Origin of the sequence: Clostridioides sp. ZZV15-6388 (assembly GCF_020657755.1) — a bacterium.
Lineage (GTDB): Bacteria > Bacillota > Clostridia > Peptostreptococcales > Peptostreptococcaceae > Clostridioides.
In genome coordinates, this window is record NZ_JAGWCU010000001.1 from 108,029 (window position 1) to 123,675 (window position 15,647).

Here is a 15,647-nt window from a genome sequence, read left to right on the forward strand (position 1 = left end):
AAAAATGCTTATTAATGTATAAAAATAATAATAATTGACAAACATAGCTATATGTGATAAAGTAGTAATAAGGTTACAGGAAATAGTAGCTAAATAATTGTGTTTTTTTAGGAGGATTTATTAATGAAAACTGGTGTAGTTAAATGGTTTAACAATGAAAAAGGATTTGGATTTATATCTGTAGAAGGTGAAGGAGATGTTTTCGTACATTTCTCAGCTATAACAGGAGATGGATACAAATCATTAGAAGAAGGACAAAGTGTTGAATTCGAAGTAGTAGATGGAGCTAAAGGTCCTCAAGCTGCTAATGTAGTTAGATTATAATTAAAAATTCATATATATTAGTATTCTAGTAATATGACAGATAAGCCGCTAATCGTTTAGCGGTTTTTTCAGTTTTTTGGAAACTAAATTAATTTCAAAATAAATTAAAATTATTAAAATAAAGGCATTAATAATAAGATAAATATGTTAAAATTAATAGTGTAGAGTAAAATTATTATGGCTAAGTTTAAGTTAATTAACCTCTAGTTAATTTTCTATAAAAAGAATAAGTGACGCTGATAGACCATACAAAAATATTAATAAAGCATAGACATTTAAAGCTATTAAAAGAAAAACGCTTGTTACAGCGTATAGTATCTAAAAAATACTTAGAAAATGAGAAAGGAGAAAGTTACTGCAAAAAAGTAACATTATGAATATTGGATAATATTTGTAAGTTTTCAGTAACGGTGGGTAGTGTAATGAACATATTATTCTTTCTAACACCAAAAAGTGAAGTAGCATATATATATGAAGACTACACTATAAGGCAAGCCCTAGAAAAAATGGAATATCACAAATACTCTGCGATTCCAATAATAAGCAAAGAAGGTAAATATATTGGAACTATAACAGAAGGTGATTTTTTATGGACATTAAAAAACGACTTAAATCTGGACCTAAAAGGATTGGAAGATGTTCCAGTAACAGATATCAATAGAAAAATGGATAATTCTCCTGTTTCCATCAATGCAGACATTGAAGATTTAGTAATAAAATCTTTAAATCAAAATTTTATTCCTGTTATAGATGACCAAGACACATTTATTGGGATAATAAAAAGAAGAGATGTAATAGGTTATTGCTATGAGATAATACGTGGATATAAAAATTTAGCAGATGATAATTAGAAAAATTTTTGAAACTTTTCAAGTTTCTACTTCTATTCTTTGTAATAAAAGAATAATAATGTGAAATTAAATTCTTAAACTTTAATATAAAAGCTGTCTTTTCTAAGAATTATAGATAAGACAGCTTTTTTTATCTGTTGCTTTATTATTAGTCGTTGTATTTTACAAGATTTCCATATTTAGCGTTAAGAGCATTTATTTTATTTCCATAAACTTCATTTTGTTTTTGGTATAATAAACTTTTTTCAACTTCAGCTTCAACTTCATCAAATGTAGATTCTGTACTTTCTTGAAGGTCTTCTAACTTTATTATATGGTATCCAAATTGAGTTTTAACTGGCTCACTTACTTCACCTTTAGCCATAGAGAATACAGCTTCTTCAAACTCAGGAACCATTTGTCCTCTACCGAATGTTCCTAAATCACCACCCATATCTTTAGATGGGCAAGAAGAATGTTTAATAGCAGCATCTTCGAAAGATATTTCTTCTGATTTTATTTGAGCAAGTATTTCTTTAGCTTTTTCATCACTATCTACTAGTATATGTTTAGCAGTTGCGCTTTCTGGTTTAGAAAAAGAGCTCTTATTAGCTTCAAAGAATTTTACTTTTTCATCTTCTGTTACATCAACACTAGATAAAACTTTATTTATAGCAAATTGCTTTAATACATTTGCTTCTATCTTTTTCATTTCTAATTTAAATACTTCTTCTTCATCTAATTTTTCTTCCTTAGCATCTAAGAAGAATAGTTCTTGGTTTACTAAATCATTTAATAAATGTTTTTTTCCTTCTTCAGTTTTAAATTGCATTGCTTGATAAGGGTCTAATGATTTTAATGCATTTTCAATATCGATATTAGTTATCTCTTTTTCTCCAACTGTTACTAAAACTTGTTTTTCCATATTTTCCATAATAGTTAACTCCTTTTATAGTGTATTTCATTATTAATATAAAGCTACCAACTTAAATAATATCAGAAAACGATGTAGATGTCTAACATTTAAAGTCATATTAAGTCAAATAGACTTAAATTTAATAGAACAAGGTGATTACAGTCAATAAAATTGAGCCCATAATTCCCACTATTCCTTCTTCATGTTTAAATTTAAGTGTTTTCACTATTGAATAATAAAAATATATTCCAGTAAAAACTATCTTTAGATACAAGAAAAGTAAACTCTTTGGATATATTAAAAAACTAAAAAGAGTAAACATAAATGCAAGTAAAGTGCTTATCCTGTAAAAGAAATCTATTTGTGTAATGTCTTTATATTTTATTATAAATCTTGAATATAAAATGATGTAAATAATTGCAACAATTGTATAAGCAGTAAATAATGTATTTTCAAGGGTACCATTTGAAATTACTATCCACTTATACCACATAATTGGCCAAAAAAATAGTGCTAAGAACTTAAAATAATTATCAAAAAACTTTTCTTTATACATTCATCAAACAACCTTTCTTAAAAAAGCATGTATTTGTTTTTAGAATTTTAAATAATGTGCTATCATTATTATATATTAATATTGAGTTTATAGAAACCAAAATTTGCTAAAATAAATATATAGATTTTTGCTATTAAGTCAATTAAAATCACTACCATTTTATTATGAAATTGGATCAAATATGTAGAAATATGGCAAATTAGTTAATACAAGATATTTATTATTACCAAGTGGTAAAGCTTGTTTTTTTAATGATAAGAATTCCAATCTTTTTTGAAAAAATTTGATATCTACATTAAGTATGTCAGCCATTTCATAAACACAAGTAATACCAGAATTAATTATATTTATTATATCTTCTTCTGTAATTAAAAATTCACAAGCCCATTTTAAAGCTTTATTTTCACATTTGTCTATAATGATTTTTGTGTAATAATCGTTATAAGAGGATATATAGTATCCAAAACTAGTGAAATGATGTCCAAGTTCCTCTGCTAATATGGATGTAAGTTTATTGGTATTTTGTTTTAAGTTATTGAGTAATGATATAACTTTTGTACCATGTTTGTTTATATATAATCCTTCTAAGTCACCTGCAATATGAGTGGTATAATGAATTACTATCTCTTCTTGAGAAGCTAATTCAAAAAGTTTATCCAAATTATTCATAAAAATCCCCCTAATATAGAATGTATGTTTGATGAAAAGTTATATTAAAAGAGCAGAGAAATAAATCTGCTCATTATATAGTTTATTTTTTTTTATATTTATTTAGTAAAAATTCTATATAATCATTAAGTTGTTCTTGAGCTTCTTCAGGCAAGTCTTCATGTGGATTTTTTCTATGTGCCGCAACAGTGTCAATATTTTCCTTAACCAAGGTTCTTCCAAGAAGGTAATCAACTGATACATTAAATACATCAGCCAATTTATTTAAAATATGTTCATCAGGAAATCTGTTTTCTGTTTCATAGTATCCTAAAACTCTTTGAGAAACTCCTACTTTTTCACCAAGTTCTCTTTGAGTAAATCCAAATTCCTTTCTAAGTTCTCTTAATCTTTTGGCAAACATTATAACACCACCTTATGTATAAATTATAACAAATTGTTCTAAAAATTAAAACTAATAAAAGAAAAAAGAATAATTTTTTCTAAAAAATATTGATAAAGAACAAACAATTCTATATAATGGTAATAGATAAGAACAAAATATTCTTAATTATACTAGGAGGAGAAAAGCATGTTTAAAAATAATTTAAAAGATTACAGAGAGTCTATCAGTCTGGCACAAGCTAAACTTGAAAAAAGTAGGAATTACAAATAATTATGTATCAAGAATAGAAAGAAACATAAAAATTTATGATTCATTTTGCATAAAAAAATTCTGTTATTTTAGAACAAAATATAGCTAAAATTTTTTGAATATATATAGAACAAAATGTTCTTTAAAGATTGTGGAATTTGCAATAATACTATTGATTATAAACTATCATTATAAAGTTAAAGCTAAAGACAATAAAATATAAAAAGGAGAAATATAATGGATAATAAAAAAGATATATTACTTAAGGAAATAGATGAAAGATTACATAATTACAAGTATTTGGATGTAAAAATAAAGAATATTAACCTAGATATAAAAAGATGTGAAAATGAATACTTTGGATGTGGAGCTGTAGTTTATACTGAAAAGACTAGTACTACATATAATATAAGCTCTTCTGTTGAAAATGAAGTTGTAAAAAAAGAGGAGAGATTAAGAAAATTAAAAATAGAAAAAGATGATATAGAAATAGAAAAGGAAAAAATAGAAAATGCTTTAACTTGTCTAAATGATATGGAAATGGAATTTTTTAATCTATTCTATAATAGTAAGACAAAAAATAACATGACCTATATTTCTATGAAATTGCATTTAGATAGAACTTCTTGCTACAACTTAAAGAAAAAGATGATTTGTAAGCTAAGTGAAATATTATAAAAAACATAACACTTTTACAACACTTTATACACATTATAGCAACAACAGCCCCTAAAATATGTGAGATAATGTTATTGTGAAAGAAATCTATAGTGAGGGAGGTGAGGAATTGAAAAATATGATATTACCTAAAAATATAGAAATTAGATGTATCTTTAAAAATTACTTATGCTACTCATAAGAAGATTGTCACATTAAGTAAAAAAATATTTAGTGATAGAGTGGTGATTATTTGCTTAAATACAAAGAAATATTAGAAACAATTATTGATATACTTAAAAAAAGTTTTGATGAAAGTATTTTTATTGATGATGAAAGTGTGCAAGGCTCTGAAGGGTCTTGTTTTTTTGTAAGTATGGTATCAGCTCTTTGTACACCCATAATGTTAAAGACAAACAACAAAGATGTTGTTATGTCTATAAAATATTTACCAAGACCACAATCAAATAATATAAGAATGTATGAAGTTTCAGATGAACTTGATAAACTATTTAATAGAACTGTAAATGTAAGAAATAGAAAATTAAATATAACTAAAATTGAACAAAGTATTAAAAAAGAAGAGTCAATTTATACATTGAACTTTTCAATTACATTAAACTTTCTTGATAGTATATATGAGGAAGAAGTATATGAAAATATGGAAGAAATAAATTTAAACTTAGGAGAGTGATAGTATGGCTATAGGATTACCAAGTATCAATATATCATTTAAGGAGCTAGCTACAACTGTTAAAGAGCGTTCAGCTAGAGGAATAATTGCAATAGTGCTTAAAGATACCAAAGCACTAGGATTCAATGAGATACATGAAAAAGAAGATATACCAGCTGATTTATCTGCTGAAAATAAAGACTATATAAATATGGCTTTGATGGGAAATGTCAATGCACCAAATAAAGTATTAGTTTATGTGTTAGGAGAAGAGGAAGAGGTTCAAAGTGCCTTAGACTTTTTAGAAACTAAAGAATTTAATTATTTATGTATGCCTAAAGCAATAGAAGCTGATAAGATTGTTATCAAAAGCTGGATAATTAAACTTAGAGATACAGACAAAGTTAAAGTTAAAGCTATATTGGGCAAAGTTGCAGGAAATCATGAGGGAATAATTAATTTTACTACAGAAGATGCACTAGTTGGAACAAAGAAGTATAGTGCTGATGAGTTTACGAGTAGGATAGCTGGTATTATAACAGGGACACCTTTAAGTCAATCAATAACTTATACTAAGCTTAGTGATGTTGTTGATATACCTAAAAGTACTAAAGCCGATGCAGAGTCAAAAGTTAATAATGGAGAGCTTATCCTTATTAAAGAAGCTGGAGCTATAAGAATTGCTAGAGGAATAAATTCTTTAACTGATTTAACTGAAGAAAAAGGAGAGATGTTCCAAAAAATCAAGATAGTTGACACTTTGGATATTATACATAGTGATATAAGAAAGGTAATTATAGATGACTATATAGGAAAAGTTACTAATAGTTACGATAATAAATGTCTATTAATAGTATCTATAAAAAGTTATTTAGAAGAACTAGAAAAATCTGCTCTTATAGAGTCCAATTCTACTGTTGAAATAGATTTTGAAGCACAAAAATCGTATCTGAAATCAAAGGGAATAGATTTATCTTATATGACTTCACAAGAAATAAAAGAAGCTAATACTGGCTCTAAAGTATTTTTAAAAGCAACAATAAAAGCACTAGATGCTATGGAAGATATAGATTTATCAATAGAAATATAGGAGGATTGTTAATATGGCAAATATGGAAGCTAGAAATGTAATGAGTGGTACTTGGGGAGAACTTTGGCTTGATGGAGATAAAGTAGCGGAAGTAAAGAAATTTCAAGCAAAGATGGAATTTACAAAAGAAGATATTATAATAGCAGGTCAAATGGGAACTGATACGAAGTATATGGGATATAAAGGGAAAGGCTCAATAACTTTATATCATGTTAGCTCAAGAATGCATAAGTTAATTGGAGAGAAAATAAAAAGAGGTTCTGAACCTAGATTTGTAGCTATATCTAAGTTAAATGACCCAGATTCTTATGGAGCGGAAAGAATAGCAGTAAAAAATATAGCTTTTGATGATTTAACTTTAGCTGATTGGGAAGTTGGAGTAAAGGGAGAAATAGAAGCTCCTTTTACATTTACTGAGTATGACTTTCTTGATATAATTTAGTTTTGTGTGAAGAGTTGATAAGTATAGATAGTTAATAAATATAAATAGTCAGTGAATAGAAATTTATTGATAAAGGAGTAAATAACAATGAGTGAAAATGGATTACAAAAAAATATAAATATAGTAGACTTACTTTTAAATGCAGATACAGAAAATTTAGAAAGACCAAGTACTATAGTTGAACTAAAAAGACTATCTAATGTATTTGGCCAAGAGTTTAAAGTAATGTGTAGAGCATTGACAATAAGTAAAGATGAAGAGATACAAAATACATGTCTTAAAATTGATGAAAACATGAAAACAGATATAGATTTGCCAGAAATGCAGATGCTTACAGTTATAGAAGGTATATGTGATTTAGATGGAAATCTTTTATTTAAAAATAAGGAGTTAATGGATAAATTTAAGGCTCCAACTCCAAAGGAATTAGCGAGAAAGCTATTGTTACCAGGTGAAATTACTAATTTATATAGAATCCTTCAAGATGTAATGGGTTATGGTAAAAATGCAGTAATAGAAGAGGTAAAAAACTAATAGGGACGGATACTAAAACTACAATAATGTATTATTATTGGAAGAAAAAAGGTATTAGACCGTCCCTTTTTTATGCAATGGATAAAGGCGAATTAAAGCTTATTGAAGCTTTTTTCGCCTTAGAAATTGAGGAAGAAGTTGAGAAAATGAAGCATGGATATGGAGTTTGTCCTTTGACGGGAGGTGGTATATAGTGGGTAATGTAAGAGAAGAAGGTATAAATATGTATCTTACAGATAATTACACTCCAAAGATGAATCAAATTATATCAGTAACGGATACTTTTAGAAGAGCAACTGTGGCGGTTTCACTTTCAACTAATGTGATGGCTAGTAGTATAAAAAATTCTATTGGAAGTGCAAGTAGTAGATTAAATAGTTTGAATTCTTCTTTAAGAAAAGTTCAGACTACTGCTAGTAGTGCAAGTTCCACTATGACAAAGTTAAGTTCTAGTATAAATGCTACTTCAGGAACGATTGGAAGTTTAAATGGAAGTATTATGAGACTAGCAGTAACTATAGCTATGAGTATTGATTATTTTAGTAAGCTGATTCAAAAGAAAAATGAGTTTAATTCAAATCCTATAATTACATTAATATTTAGAGTTAAGAATAATGTAATAGAAAAAACTAATTCAAAAATAAGATCCTTAAAAAGTCTTGCATCTAATATAAGGTTAAAGATAGAAAGTTTTAGTGTACAGAAAGCTATCGATAAAGCACATAGTCTTTCAGAACAATTAAAACAACTGACTAAAAATCGTTGGCAAGGAATTGTTAATCTTAAAGATAGGGCAAGTAGTATTATTGGAAAAATTTTACCTAAATTAATGTTATTTAAAGGTTCGCTTTGGAGAGGTGTAATAGCTATAAAGGATATGGCAAGTAGTATTATAAGTAGGGTATTTCCTAAGTTAAGATTGTTTGCAGGTAAGGTATGGAACGGTGCAATAGCTGTAAAGGACATGGCGAGTGGAATACTTAGCTCTATAAAAGGGAAGATATCAGATTTGACGAATGGTGTTACTATAAGTGTTGCTGTGAAAAAGGGTGTTGACTTACTTGGTCAAGAGCAAAATCAGAAAGTTGTCCTAGAAAGTGTAATGAAAAGAAATACTGGGAGTACTAGTAAAAAAGATGTTGATAAGTATTATGATCGTTTAGTAGATCTGGCAAATGATACACCTTTTGATCCTGAAGATGTTGTTGCAATGGGAACTAAAGCTAAAATGATTAGTAATATTACTGGGGGTAAAAAAGAAGAAGATATAACTCAGGCTATGGTAGATGTTAGAGCTTTAAATATGGATACAAGTAGCACACAAGATGTATCAGCAGCTTTTTTAAGTGCAGCAAAGGGTAATATGGAATCTCTTAATACTTTGGTAGGAGAAAATTATAAAACTTTTGATGAAGCATTGGAAGGTATAAGTATAAAGCAGATGGGATTAGCTAAAGAAATGAGTAATACAATACCAGGTATAATAGCAGGTGCTCAAACAAGTATTAATAATGGATTGAAGAGTATTGTTAAACCTTTCGATGATATTTTAGGTCAAGGAATAGGTAAAATAAAAGATTTTATAGAGAGTGGATTAGGAAATTTAGCTGGTTTATCTGAAAAAATGGCTGGTAAGATAGGCAATGTAATGAATGGTAAGGTGATTATTGGTAATAAATATGACCAAATGCAGTTTAGAAGTATGAAAAGTGGAAAAGAGTTTTCTGATTCTAATGAATATAGAATTTCTAATGCAGTTGAAAAGCGAAAAATGATGGCTGAAAATAAACAAGAAAATTTTGAGAATCATGCAGCAACAATGATAGGGAATGCTCCAAAAGCAATTGTTAATACAGGAAGTACACTATTACAAAATATTGACTTTACTGCATTGATAGATTCATTATTACCAGTAGTAAACTTAGTAAATAATTTACTAGACAATATAAACAATAAATCACCAGTTGCACAAGGGTTAATAAGTATATTTGGAACGATAGTAACTACGGCATTTCAACTAATCGGGCCTGTAGTTGAGGCTGTTAGTCCTATTATCACAAGAATTTTTACTTTCTTAGGTGAATATGCTCCCCAAATAAATAACTTTATACAGACACTAGGTGTTATCTGGGAAACAGTTTGGGCAACAATAGGACCGCTTTTAGAGGATGCTTGGATTATTGTAGAACCAGTTTTAGGGGGAATTTTTAGTCTATTTAATGATATATGTAATATTATAAAAGACGTTTGTAAATGGTGGCAAAATTTAATTGATAAAATTAATAAAAATCCAATTATTGATACAGTTAGGTCTATAATTGATGACTGGAATTCAGGTGCAAATAAATCTGGTAATAATGCATTTGGATTAAATTATGTACCTTACAATGACTATCCAACAAGGCTTCATGAGGGAGAAATGGTATTAACTAAACAAGAAGCCAATCAATATAGAAGTGGAAAAAGTGGTGGAAATATAAGTATAGCAAAATTAGCTGACACAATAGTAATTAGAGAAGAAGCTGATATAGAAAAAGTTACATCAAAATTAGTTTCAAGTATAAAAATGGCACAATTGGGAGGTGTATTATAATGGAAATATGGCTTAGACAAGCAGAAGATAGATTTAGATTTCCAGTATTTCCATCTTCCTTTAGTATTAATGGAAAAGCTGCTGTAAACTCTTCTAGTATACTCAAAATAGGTGAAATAGCAACTTTTGGAGGTGTAGCTCTTAAAAGTATTTCAATATCAAGTTTTTTTCCAAATAAAGACTATACTTTCTGTGATTATACAGGTTTTCCATCACCATATGACTGTGTAAATAAGATTGAAAAATGGATGAATGAAGGGCTTATATTAAGATTTATAATTACAGAAACAAATATAAATATGGAGGTCATAATTGAGGGTTTTAGCTATGAAGAAAGAGATGGGACTAGAGATGTGTATTTTACATTAGACTTAAAAGAATATAAGAGAATAAAAATACCAAAAGTAACTCCAAAAAAATAGCTATTATGGATAATAAGTTGTAAATAACTGCTGATAGAGTTAAATGAAAAGGCAGGTGATTTTTATTATTAAAATTTGGGTACACATAAAAAATGGAAGTATATATGATATAACTGATATAGTAGATAAAGTTTCTTGGTCAGGTGATTATAAATCTCCATCAAGAACTCTAGAGTTTTCAATAATCCAATCCTCTTTTGATGTGAATTTTCAACAAATAGATATACCAATAGCTAGTACGATTTGTTTTTATTTAGATGAGAAAGAGCTTTTTAGAGGAATGATAATTAATAGGTCTAAAGATTCAAGTAGTAATGAAATTAGTTTTGTATCCAAAGATATGGGATTTCTACTTACACAAAGTGAAGTGTCATACAATTTTAAAGACAAGTTAGTTGAAGATATAGCAAAGCAAGTATTTGCTGAAAATAAGCTTGCAGTTGGTACAATAGCAAAGACTAATGTTAAGTATACTAAGATGTTTATAGGAGTAAATGGATATGACACGATAATGAGTGCATATACAGAGGCAAGTAAAAAGACAAAGAAAAAGTATATGATAGAAGCCAATTTAGATAAGTTTAATGTTATTGAAAAAGGAACTGTTACATTAAGTGTTATGTTTGAAGAGGGATTTAATATTATAAATACCACCTTTTCAGAGAGTATGGAAAATGTAAAAAATAAGGTAATAGTAGTAGACCAGTATGGAAGTAAAATTAGTGAAAAAATAGATAATGAAATTTTTAAAGAAGTAAATGTAATAATGCAAAAAGTAATTCAGAAACAAGAGAATCAAGATGTAGATGTGGATAGTGAGTTTAAAGGTATAGAAAAAAGCTGTTCTCTTAAAGGTTATGGAGATGTAAGTTGTATAACTGGTAGAGGGGTAAAAGTTAAAGATTCTTATACAAAGCTTGTAGGACTATTTTATATAGATACAGATAAGCATACCTGGCAAAATGGAGAGTATCAAATTGAACTTGAACTTAATTTTCAAAATCTTATGGATGAAAAATCAGCAGGACAGGATGAACCTAAGGAAGAAAGTAATTTAGGAGGAGAAGGTTATACAGGGGGAAAAGAGTTTACAGCAGAATTTACAGCTTACTGTCCTAGAAAAGAAGAAGGTGGAGATACAGATTGTAGAAAGAAAAAACTTGACCCATCTAAAAAAACTTGTGCTGCTCCTATGGTTGGTAAATATGAGCAAACTTATTATACAAAAGAGTTTTTAAATAAACATCCTCTATTGAACTATGGAGATGAAATACAGGTAATTACAGGAGTTTCTGGTCGTGATGGAGTCTATAAAGTAAATGATGTAGGACCTGCAATAACCATAGAAAAGAATGGAACATACCACATAGATATTTTATTTGGAAATGTTGAAGAAGCTAGTAAATTTGGAAGAAGAAAAGGAAAAATTATTATTGGTGGTTATTCTGGTAATGTATCTGATAAAGCTAAAATAGTAATATCAGAAGCAAAAAAACATCTAGGTAAACCTTATAAATGGGGTGGAAATGGACCAAGTAGTTTTGACTGTTCTGGTTTAATGGTCTATTGTTTTAAAAAAGTTAATGTTAGTTTACCAAGAACGTCAAATCAACAATCTAAAAAAGGCAAGAAAGTAGAACAAAAAAATCTTCAAGCAGGAGATTTAGTATTTTTTCATAATCCAGTCAGCCATGTTGGACTATATATAGGCAATGGAGAGTTTTTACATGCTCCAAAAAAAGGTGATGTAGTTAAAATAAGTAAGTTAAGCAGTAGAAAAGATTTTAATACAGCTAGGAGAGTATTATAAAAGGATGGTGATATAATGGCTAATCCAATAAATGAATTTATAGGAATAATGAGAGAAGAAGGAAAGTATCATAACCAACCTTCTTTTTTTATTGGAAAAATTGAAAATAAATTACCAGATTTAAAAATAGAGACAAATAACATCATATTAGAAAAAGAAGATATTTTGATAGATAGTTGGATGCTTGATAGACAGATAGAATCATTTGATACAGAAACCAATCAAGAACACAAACATGAAGTAAAAAATCCATTTATAGATACTTTTGAATCTGGAGATATGGTAATAATGTTTAGAATAGGCGAAAAATTTGCTGTTGTAAGTAAGTTGGTGAGCTTATAATGAGTACAATATTCCCTTTTATAGGTGTCCCAGAAGATTATATCTTACCTAAAACTGAAGAGTTACCAATCTTTCGTGAAGTGGCATGGGATTTTGAAAAAGATGAACCTATTTTAGAAAAAGGTGATTTTAAAATAATTGAAAAAAAAGAAGCTTTAAAAGTTTGGATATACAAGTGTATAAAAACAAATAGATATGAACATGAGATATACTCTTTAGAGTATGGTACAGAGCTTTCAGAACTTATAGGACAAAAGTATACAAAAGGTCTTACAGAAAGTGAAGCTAGTAGATTTATAAAAGAAGCTCTTTTAATAAATCCATATATATTAGAAGTAAATGTAAAAAATGCTAACTTTAACAGAGACATATTGAGTGCAAATGTAAAAGTATCCACTATCTATGGGGAGGTGGAATTAAATGTATAGTGACCAGACATATGAAATAATAAAAAATAGAACTCTTGAAAATATTAAGCTTGATATTTATAAAGGTGAGGGTTCTTTTATAAACAACATGGTATCTGGAAATAATCTAGAACTTGCAAAAATGTATATAGAACTTTCTAAAATACATAAAATGGCTTTTATACAAGACACATATAACCAATTTCTTGATAAAAGAGTTAATGAATTTGGTGTATATAGAAAGTTGGGAACAGAGTCAAATGGGGAAGTTGAATTTATTGGAGAGAAAGGAACTGTAATAACTAATGGCACAGTAATATCATATAGAGATTTACTATTTGTAGTAATAAAAGATGTAACTATTGGTAGTGAAGAAGGTGATAATAGTCCAGTTCAAGCTCTAGAAGTTGGAAAGAGATATAATCTACCTACAAATTGTGAATTTAAATTAGTTGATAACATATCTGGAGTAACAAAGATTATTAACACTAAAAGCTTTGAAGGTGGTACAGATATAGAGACAGATGAAGAATTAAAAGAAAGATTTTATAAAATACAGAAAAATAAAGCTACAAGTGGAAATAAAGCTCACTATGAAGAATGGGCTTTAGAGGTAGATGGAGTCTATAATGTTAAGGTTTATCCAAGGTGGGGTGGTCCAGGAACAATTAAAGTTTTGATATTTGGGAAAAACAATCAGGCTGTTGATACAGAAACAATTGAAAGATGTCAGCAACATATAGATGAAGAAAAACCTATTGGGCCAACTGTAACAGTTACAACACCATTACCAATAGAAATAAATATAAGTGCAGTGATGAAACTAGAAGATGGATATACATTAGATAATGTCAAAGAATCTTTCTTAGAAAGTATAAATTCGTATTTTAGAGAGATTAGAGGGGAAATAATCTATACGAAAGTCATGGGAATACTTATAAATACTACTGGTGTACATGATTTAAGCAATTTACTTATAAATGGAAGTACAGACAATATAACTATTAATGAGGACAAAATACCAAGTGTAACATCTGTTGATTTTAGTGAGGTGGAAAATCAATGAAACTAATTGATAAACTACCATCATTTGATAGAAATCACATTGTAGAAGAGATACAAGGTGCATATGATACAGAATTAAATATTCTTAAAGAAGATATTGATGATACTTTTAACCAATTATTTGTTGATACAGCAACATGGGGACTAGATATGTGGGAAGATATACTCTGCATTGAAAAAAAAGACCTTGATTTTAATACAAGACGTAGTAATATAAAAGCCAAAATGAGAAGCAGAGGTACTAGTACTATTGAGGTTATAAAAAGTATCTGTGAGGCATATACAAAATCAGAAACAGATATAAAAGTTTATAGTGATAAGTTTACATTCGTACTGAGTTTTATAGCAAATAATTGTGACTATAAAACTCTTTTAGATTGTAGTGATATGATTGAAAAGGTAAAGCCTGCGCATTTGTTACATTATCTAGAGCCTATAATATTAGATGAAAGTATGGTTTATTGTGGTGGAGGGATGGTGTGCAGTGAAGAGGTAAAAGTTCATCCATACTTTGAACCAATTATAAAGTGTAGCGCTGTTGTAAATTGCGGAGCTGGAATGATAAGTAGAGAAGAAATAAAGGTCTATCCTTTAAGTATTAAATGTATTGAGAGTAATTGTAAGATTAATATAGCTATTGCAAATAATACTGGTGTAGAAAATGTAATAGTTTATCCTAAATCGGAGGTGGTATAGTTGGAAGAAAAGTTTTATATAATATTAACCAAAATTGGTAGAGAAAAAATAGCAAATGCGACTGCACTAGGAGAGCTTGTAGGATTAACCAAGTTTCAAGTTGGAGATAGTAATGGAGAATATTATGAGCCGACAGAAGAGCAAACTGCTTTAAAAAATGTAGTTTGGGAAGGAAATATAAATTCTCTAAGAATTGATGAGAAGAATCCTAATTGGATAGTTATAGAGACTATTTTACCAGGAACAGTTGGTGGATTTATGATAAGAGAAGCTGCTGTTTTGGATAATGAAAATAATATAATAGCTATAGGCAAATATCCAGAGACGTATAAGCCACGTGCTGAAGATGGAAGTATTAAAGATTTAGTTGTAAAGATGATTTTACAGCTGTCTAATACTTCAAATATTACATTAGAAGTAGACCCTACATTGGTTTTTGTAACTCAAAAGGATATTCAAGATTTAGATGATAAGTTTGATAAGAATATAAAAGAAATAAAAGTAAACATTGGTGATGTAAATATATTAACTACAGATTCCAAAGATTTATCAGGAGCTATAAATGAGGTAGTTAAAAAAATAGAAAACATATCTTTTGATGATGTTATAAGTGGTCAAATACAAACTGATATATCAGTATTAAAAAATAGCTATAACAAATTATCTGAAAAAGTGCTAGATATATTAATATACCTAGAATTAGAGTCAGAAGTAACTGTAGATGAGGCTGGTTATTGGTATGATACATTAGCAAATGGAAATAACATAGTAGCTATAGAAGGACTTAAGTTAGATTTAAATAGAAAATGTATAACAGGTGAAATGGGTAATGTGATTTTTAGAGATGTGGTATTGCCATTTAGTGCAAATAGAGTTAGATATATACATGAGATGGATAATAACTTTGTTGAGACAAAATCTAGTAATACTTATTTAAAAGAACAAAAAGATATAACTCTAAATAAGTATTCATATGAAATAAGATAA

Annotated in this window: 19 protein-coding genes; 16 read left to right on the plus strand and 3 right to left on the minus strand. The window is 28.3% G+C overall.

Annotation, left to right across the window (positions count from 1 at the left end):
- Positions 1 to 123 precede the first annotated feature (123 nt).
- Both KGF48_RS00480 and KGF48_RS00485 read left to right on the plus strand, forming a co-directional pair.
- Positions 124 to 324, plus strand: a complete 201-nt coding sequence (locus KGF48_RS00480; RefSeq protein ID WP_227434262.1) for a cold-shock protein — start codon at positions 124 to 126, stop codon at positions 322 to 324.
- A 422-nt stretch (positions 325 to 746) separates the two neighbouring features.
- A complete protein-coding gene (locus tag KGF48_RS00485) occupies positions 747 to 1,175 on the plus strand; it encodes a CBS domain-containing protein (RefSeq protein ID WP_227434263.1) in 429 nt (142 codons plus the stop codon).
- Between the two features lie 148 nt (positions 1,176 to 1,323).
- On the opposite strand, the gene KGF48_RS00490 is transcribed toward KGF48_RS00485, so the two are convergent.
- The 3 genes from KGF48_RS00490 to KGF48_RS00500 form a co-directional block, all read right to left on the minus strand.
- A complete protein-coding gene (locus KGF48_RS00490; protein WP_227827479.1) occupies positions 1,324 to 2,079 on the minus strand; it encodes a peptidylprolyl isomerase in 756 nt (251 codons plus the stop codon).
- 709 nt (positions 2,080 to 2,788) lie between these two features.
- Positions 2,789 to 3,295 (minus strand): hypothetical protein, encoded by a 507-nt coding sequence (locus KGF48_RS00495; protein ID WP_227839609.1) that lies wholly within the window; start codon positions 3,293 to 3,295, stop codon positions 2,789 to 2,791.
- Between the two features lie 82 nt (positions 3,296 to 3,377).
- A complete protein-coding gene (locus KGF48_RS00500) occupies positions 3,378 to 3,698 on the minus strand; it encodes an XRE family transcriptional regulator (protein WP_227434265.1) in 321 nt (106 codons plus the stop codon).
- A gap of 468 nt (positions 3,699 to 4,166) precedes the next feature.
- Here KGF48_RS00500 and KGF48_RS00505 point away from each other — a divergent pair, with 468 nt between their 5' ends.
- From KGF48_RS00505 to KGF48_RS00570, 14 genes are all read left to right on the plus strand, one after another.
- The gene (locus KGF48_RS00505) at positions 4,167 to 4,607 is read left to right on the plus strand and encodes a hypothetical protein (RefSeq protein WP_227839610.1); all 441 of its coding nucleotides are present in this window, start codon (positions 4,167 to 4,169) and stop codon (positions 4,605 to 4,607) included.
- A 232-nt stretch (positions 4,608 to 4,839) separates the two neighbouring features.
- Positions 4,840 to 5,280, plus strand: coding sequence for a DUF6838 family protein (locus tag KGF48_RS00510; RefSeq protein WP_227867636.1), 441 nt, complete (start codon positions 4,840 to 4,842; stop codon positions 5,278 to 5,280).
- A 4-nt stretch (positions 5,281 to 5,284) separates the two neighbouring features.
- Positions 5,285 to 6,349: a phage tail sheath subtilisin-like domain-containing protein gene (locus KGF48_RS00515; protein ID WP_227867637.1), complete on the plus strand. Its 1,065-nt coding sequence runs from the start codon at positions 5,285 to 5,287 to the stop codon at positions 6,347 to 6,349.
- Positions 6,350 to 6,362: 13 nt separating this feature from the next.
- Positions 6,363 to 6,791, plus strand: a complete 429-nt coding sequence (locus KGF48_RS00520) for a phage tail tube protein (protein ID WP_009896262.1) — start codon at positions 6,363 to 6,365, stop codon at positions 6,789 to 6,791.
- An 87-nt stretch (positions 6,792 to 6,878) separates the two neighbouring features.
- Positions 6,879 to 7,325, plus strand: coding sequence for a phage tail assembly chaperone (locus tag KGF48_RS00525; RefSeq protein WP_227841956.1), 447 nt, complete (start codon positions 6,879 to 6,881; stop codon positions 7,323 to 7,325).
- Between the two features lie 26 nt (positions 7,326 to 7,351).
- Complete coding sequence (locus tag KGF48_RS00530; RefSeq protein WP_074080522.1) at positions 7,352 to 7,519, plus strand: hypothetical protein; 168 nt, start codon at positions 7,352 to 7,354, stop codon at positions 7,517 to 7,519.
- Positions 7,519 to 9,918 (plus strand): hypothetical protein, encoded by a 2,400-nt coding sequence (locus tag KGF48_RS00535; RefSeq protein WP_227867638.1) that lies wholly within the window; start codon positions 7,519 to 7,521, stop codon positions 9,916 to 9,918. The genes KGF48_RS00530 and KGF48_RS00535 overlap by 1 nt, the downstream gene beginning before the upstream one ends.
- The gene (locus KGF48_RS00540) at positions 9,918 to 10,340 is read left to right on the plus strand and encodes a phage baseplate protein (RefSeq protein WP_227839614.1); all 423 of its coding nucleotides are present in this window, start codon (positions 9,918 to 9,920) and stop codon (positions 10,338 to 10,340) included. The genes KGF48_RS00535 and KGF48_RS00540 overlap by 1 nt, the downstream gene beginning before the upstream one ends.
- Positions 10,341 to 10,620: 280 nt before the next feature.
- Positions 10,621 to 12,150 carry an NlpC/P60 family protein gene (locus KGF48_RS00545; RefSeq protein ID WP_413894778.1) on the plus strand — a complete coding sequence of 510 codons (1,530 nt, stop codon included), beginning with the start codon at positions 10,621 to 10,623 and terminating at the stop codon, positions 12,148 to 12,150.
- A gap of 15 nt (positions 12,151 to 12,165) precedes the next feature.
- Positions 12,166 to 12,492, plus strand: coding sequence for a DUF2577 domain-containing protein (locus tag KGF48_RS00550; protein WP_227867640.1), 327 nt, complete (start codon positions 12,166 to 12,168; stop codon positions 12,490 to 12,492).
- Positions 12,492 to 12,920, plus strand: a complete 429-nt coding sequence (locus KGF48_RS00555; protein ID WP_227839617.1) for a DUF2634 domain-containing protein — start codon at positions 12,492 to 12,494, stop codon at positions 12,918 to 12,920. The genes KGF48_RS00550 and KGF48_RS00555 overlap by 1 nt, the downstream gene beginning before the upstream one ends.
- Positions 12,913 to 13,965, plus strand: coding sequence for a baseplate J/gp47 family protein (locus tag KGF48_RS00560; RefSeq protein ID WP_227867641.1), 1,053 nt, complete (start codon positions 12,913 to 12,915; stop codon positions 13,963 to 13,965). The genes KGF48_RS00555 and KGF48_RS00560 overlap by 8 nt, the downstream gene beginning before the upstream one ends.
- Positions 13,962 to 14,660 (plus strand): putative phage tail protein, encoded by a 699-nt coding sequence (locus tag KGF48_RS00565; RefSeq protein WP_227839619.1) that lies wholly within the window; start codon positions 13,962 to 13,964, stop codon positions 14,658 to 14,660. Before KGF48_RS00560 ends, KGF48_RS00565 begins: the two co-directional genes overlap by 4 nt.
- Positions 14,661 to 15,647 carry a phage tail protein gene (locus KGF48_RS00570; RefSeq protein ID WP_227839620.1) on the plus strand — a complete coding sequence of 329 codons (987 nt, stop codon included), beginning with the start codon at positions 14,661 to 14,663 and terminating at the stop codon, positions 15,645 to 15,647. It abuts the gene before it with no gap.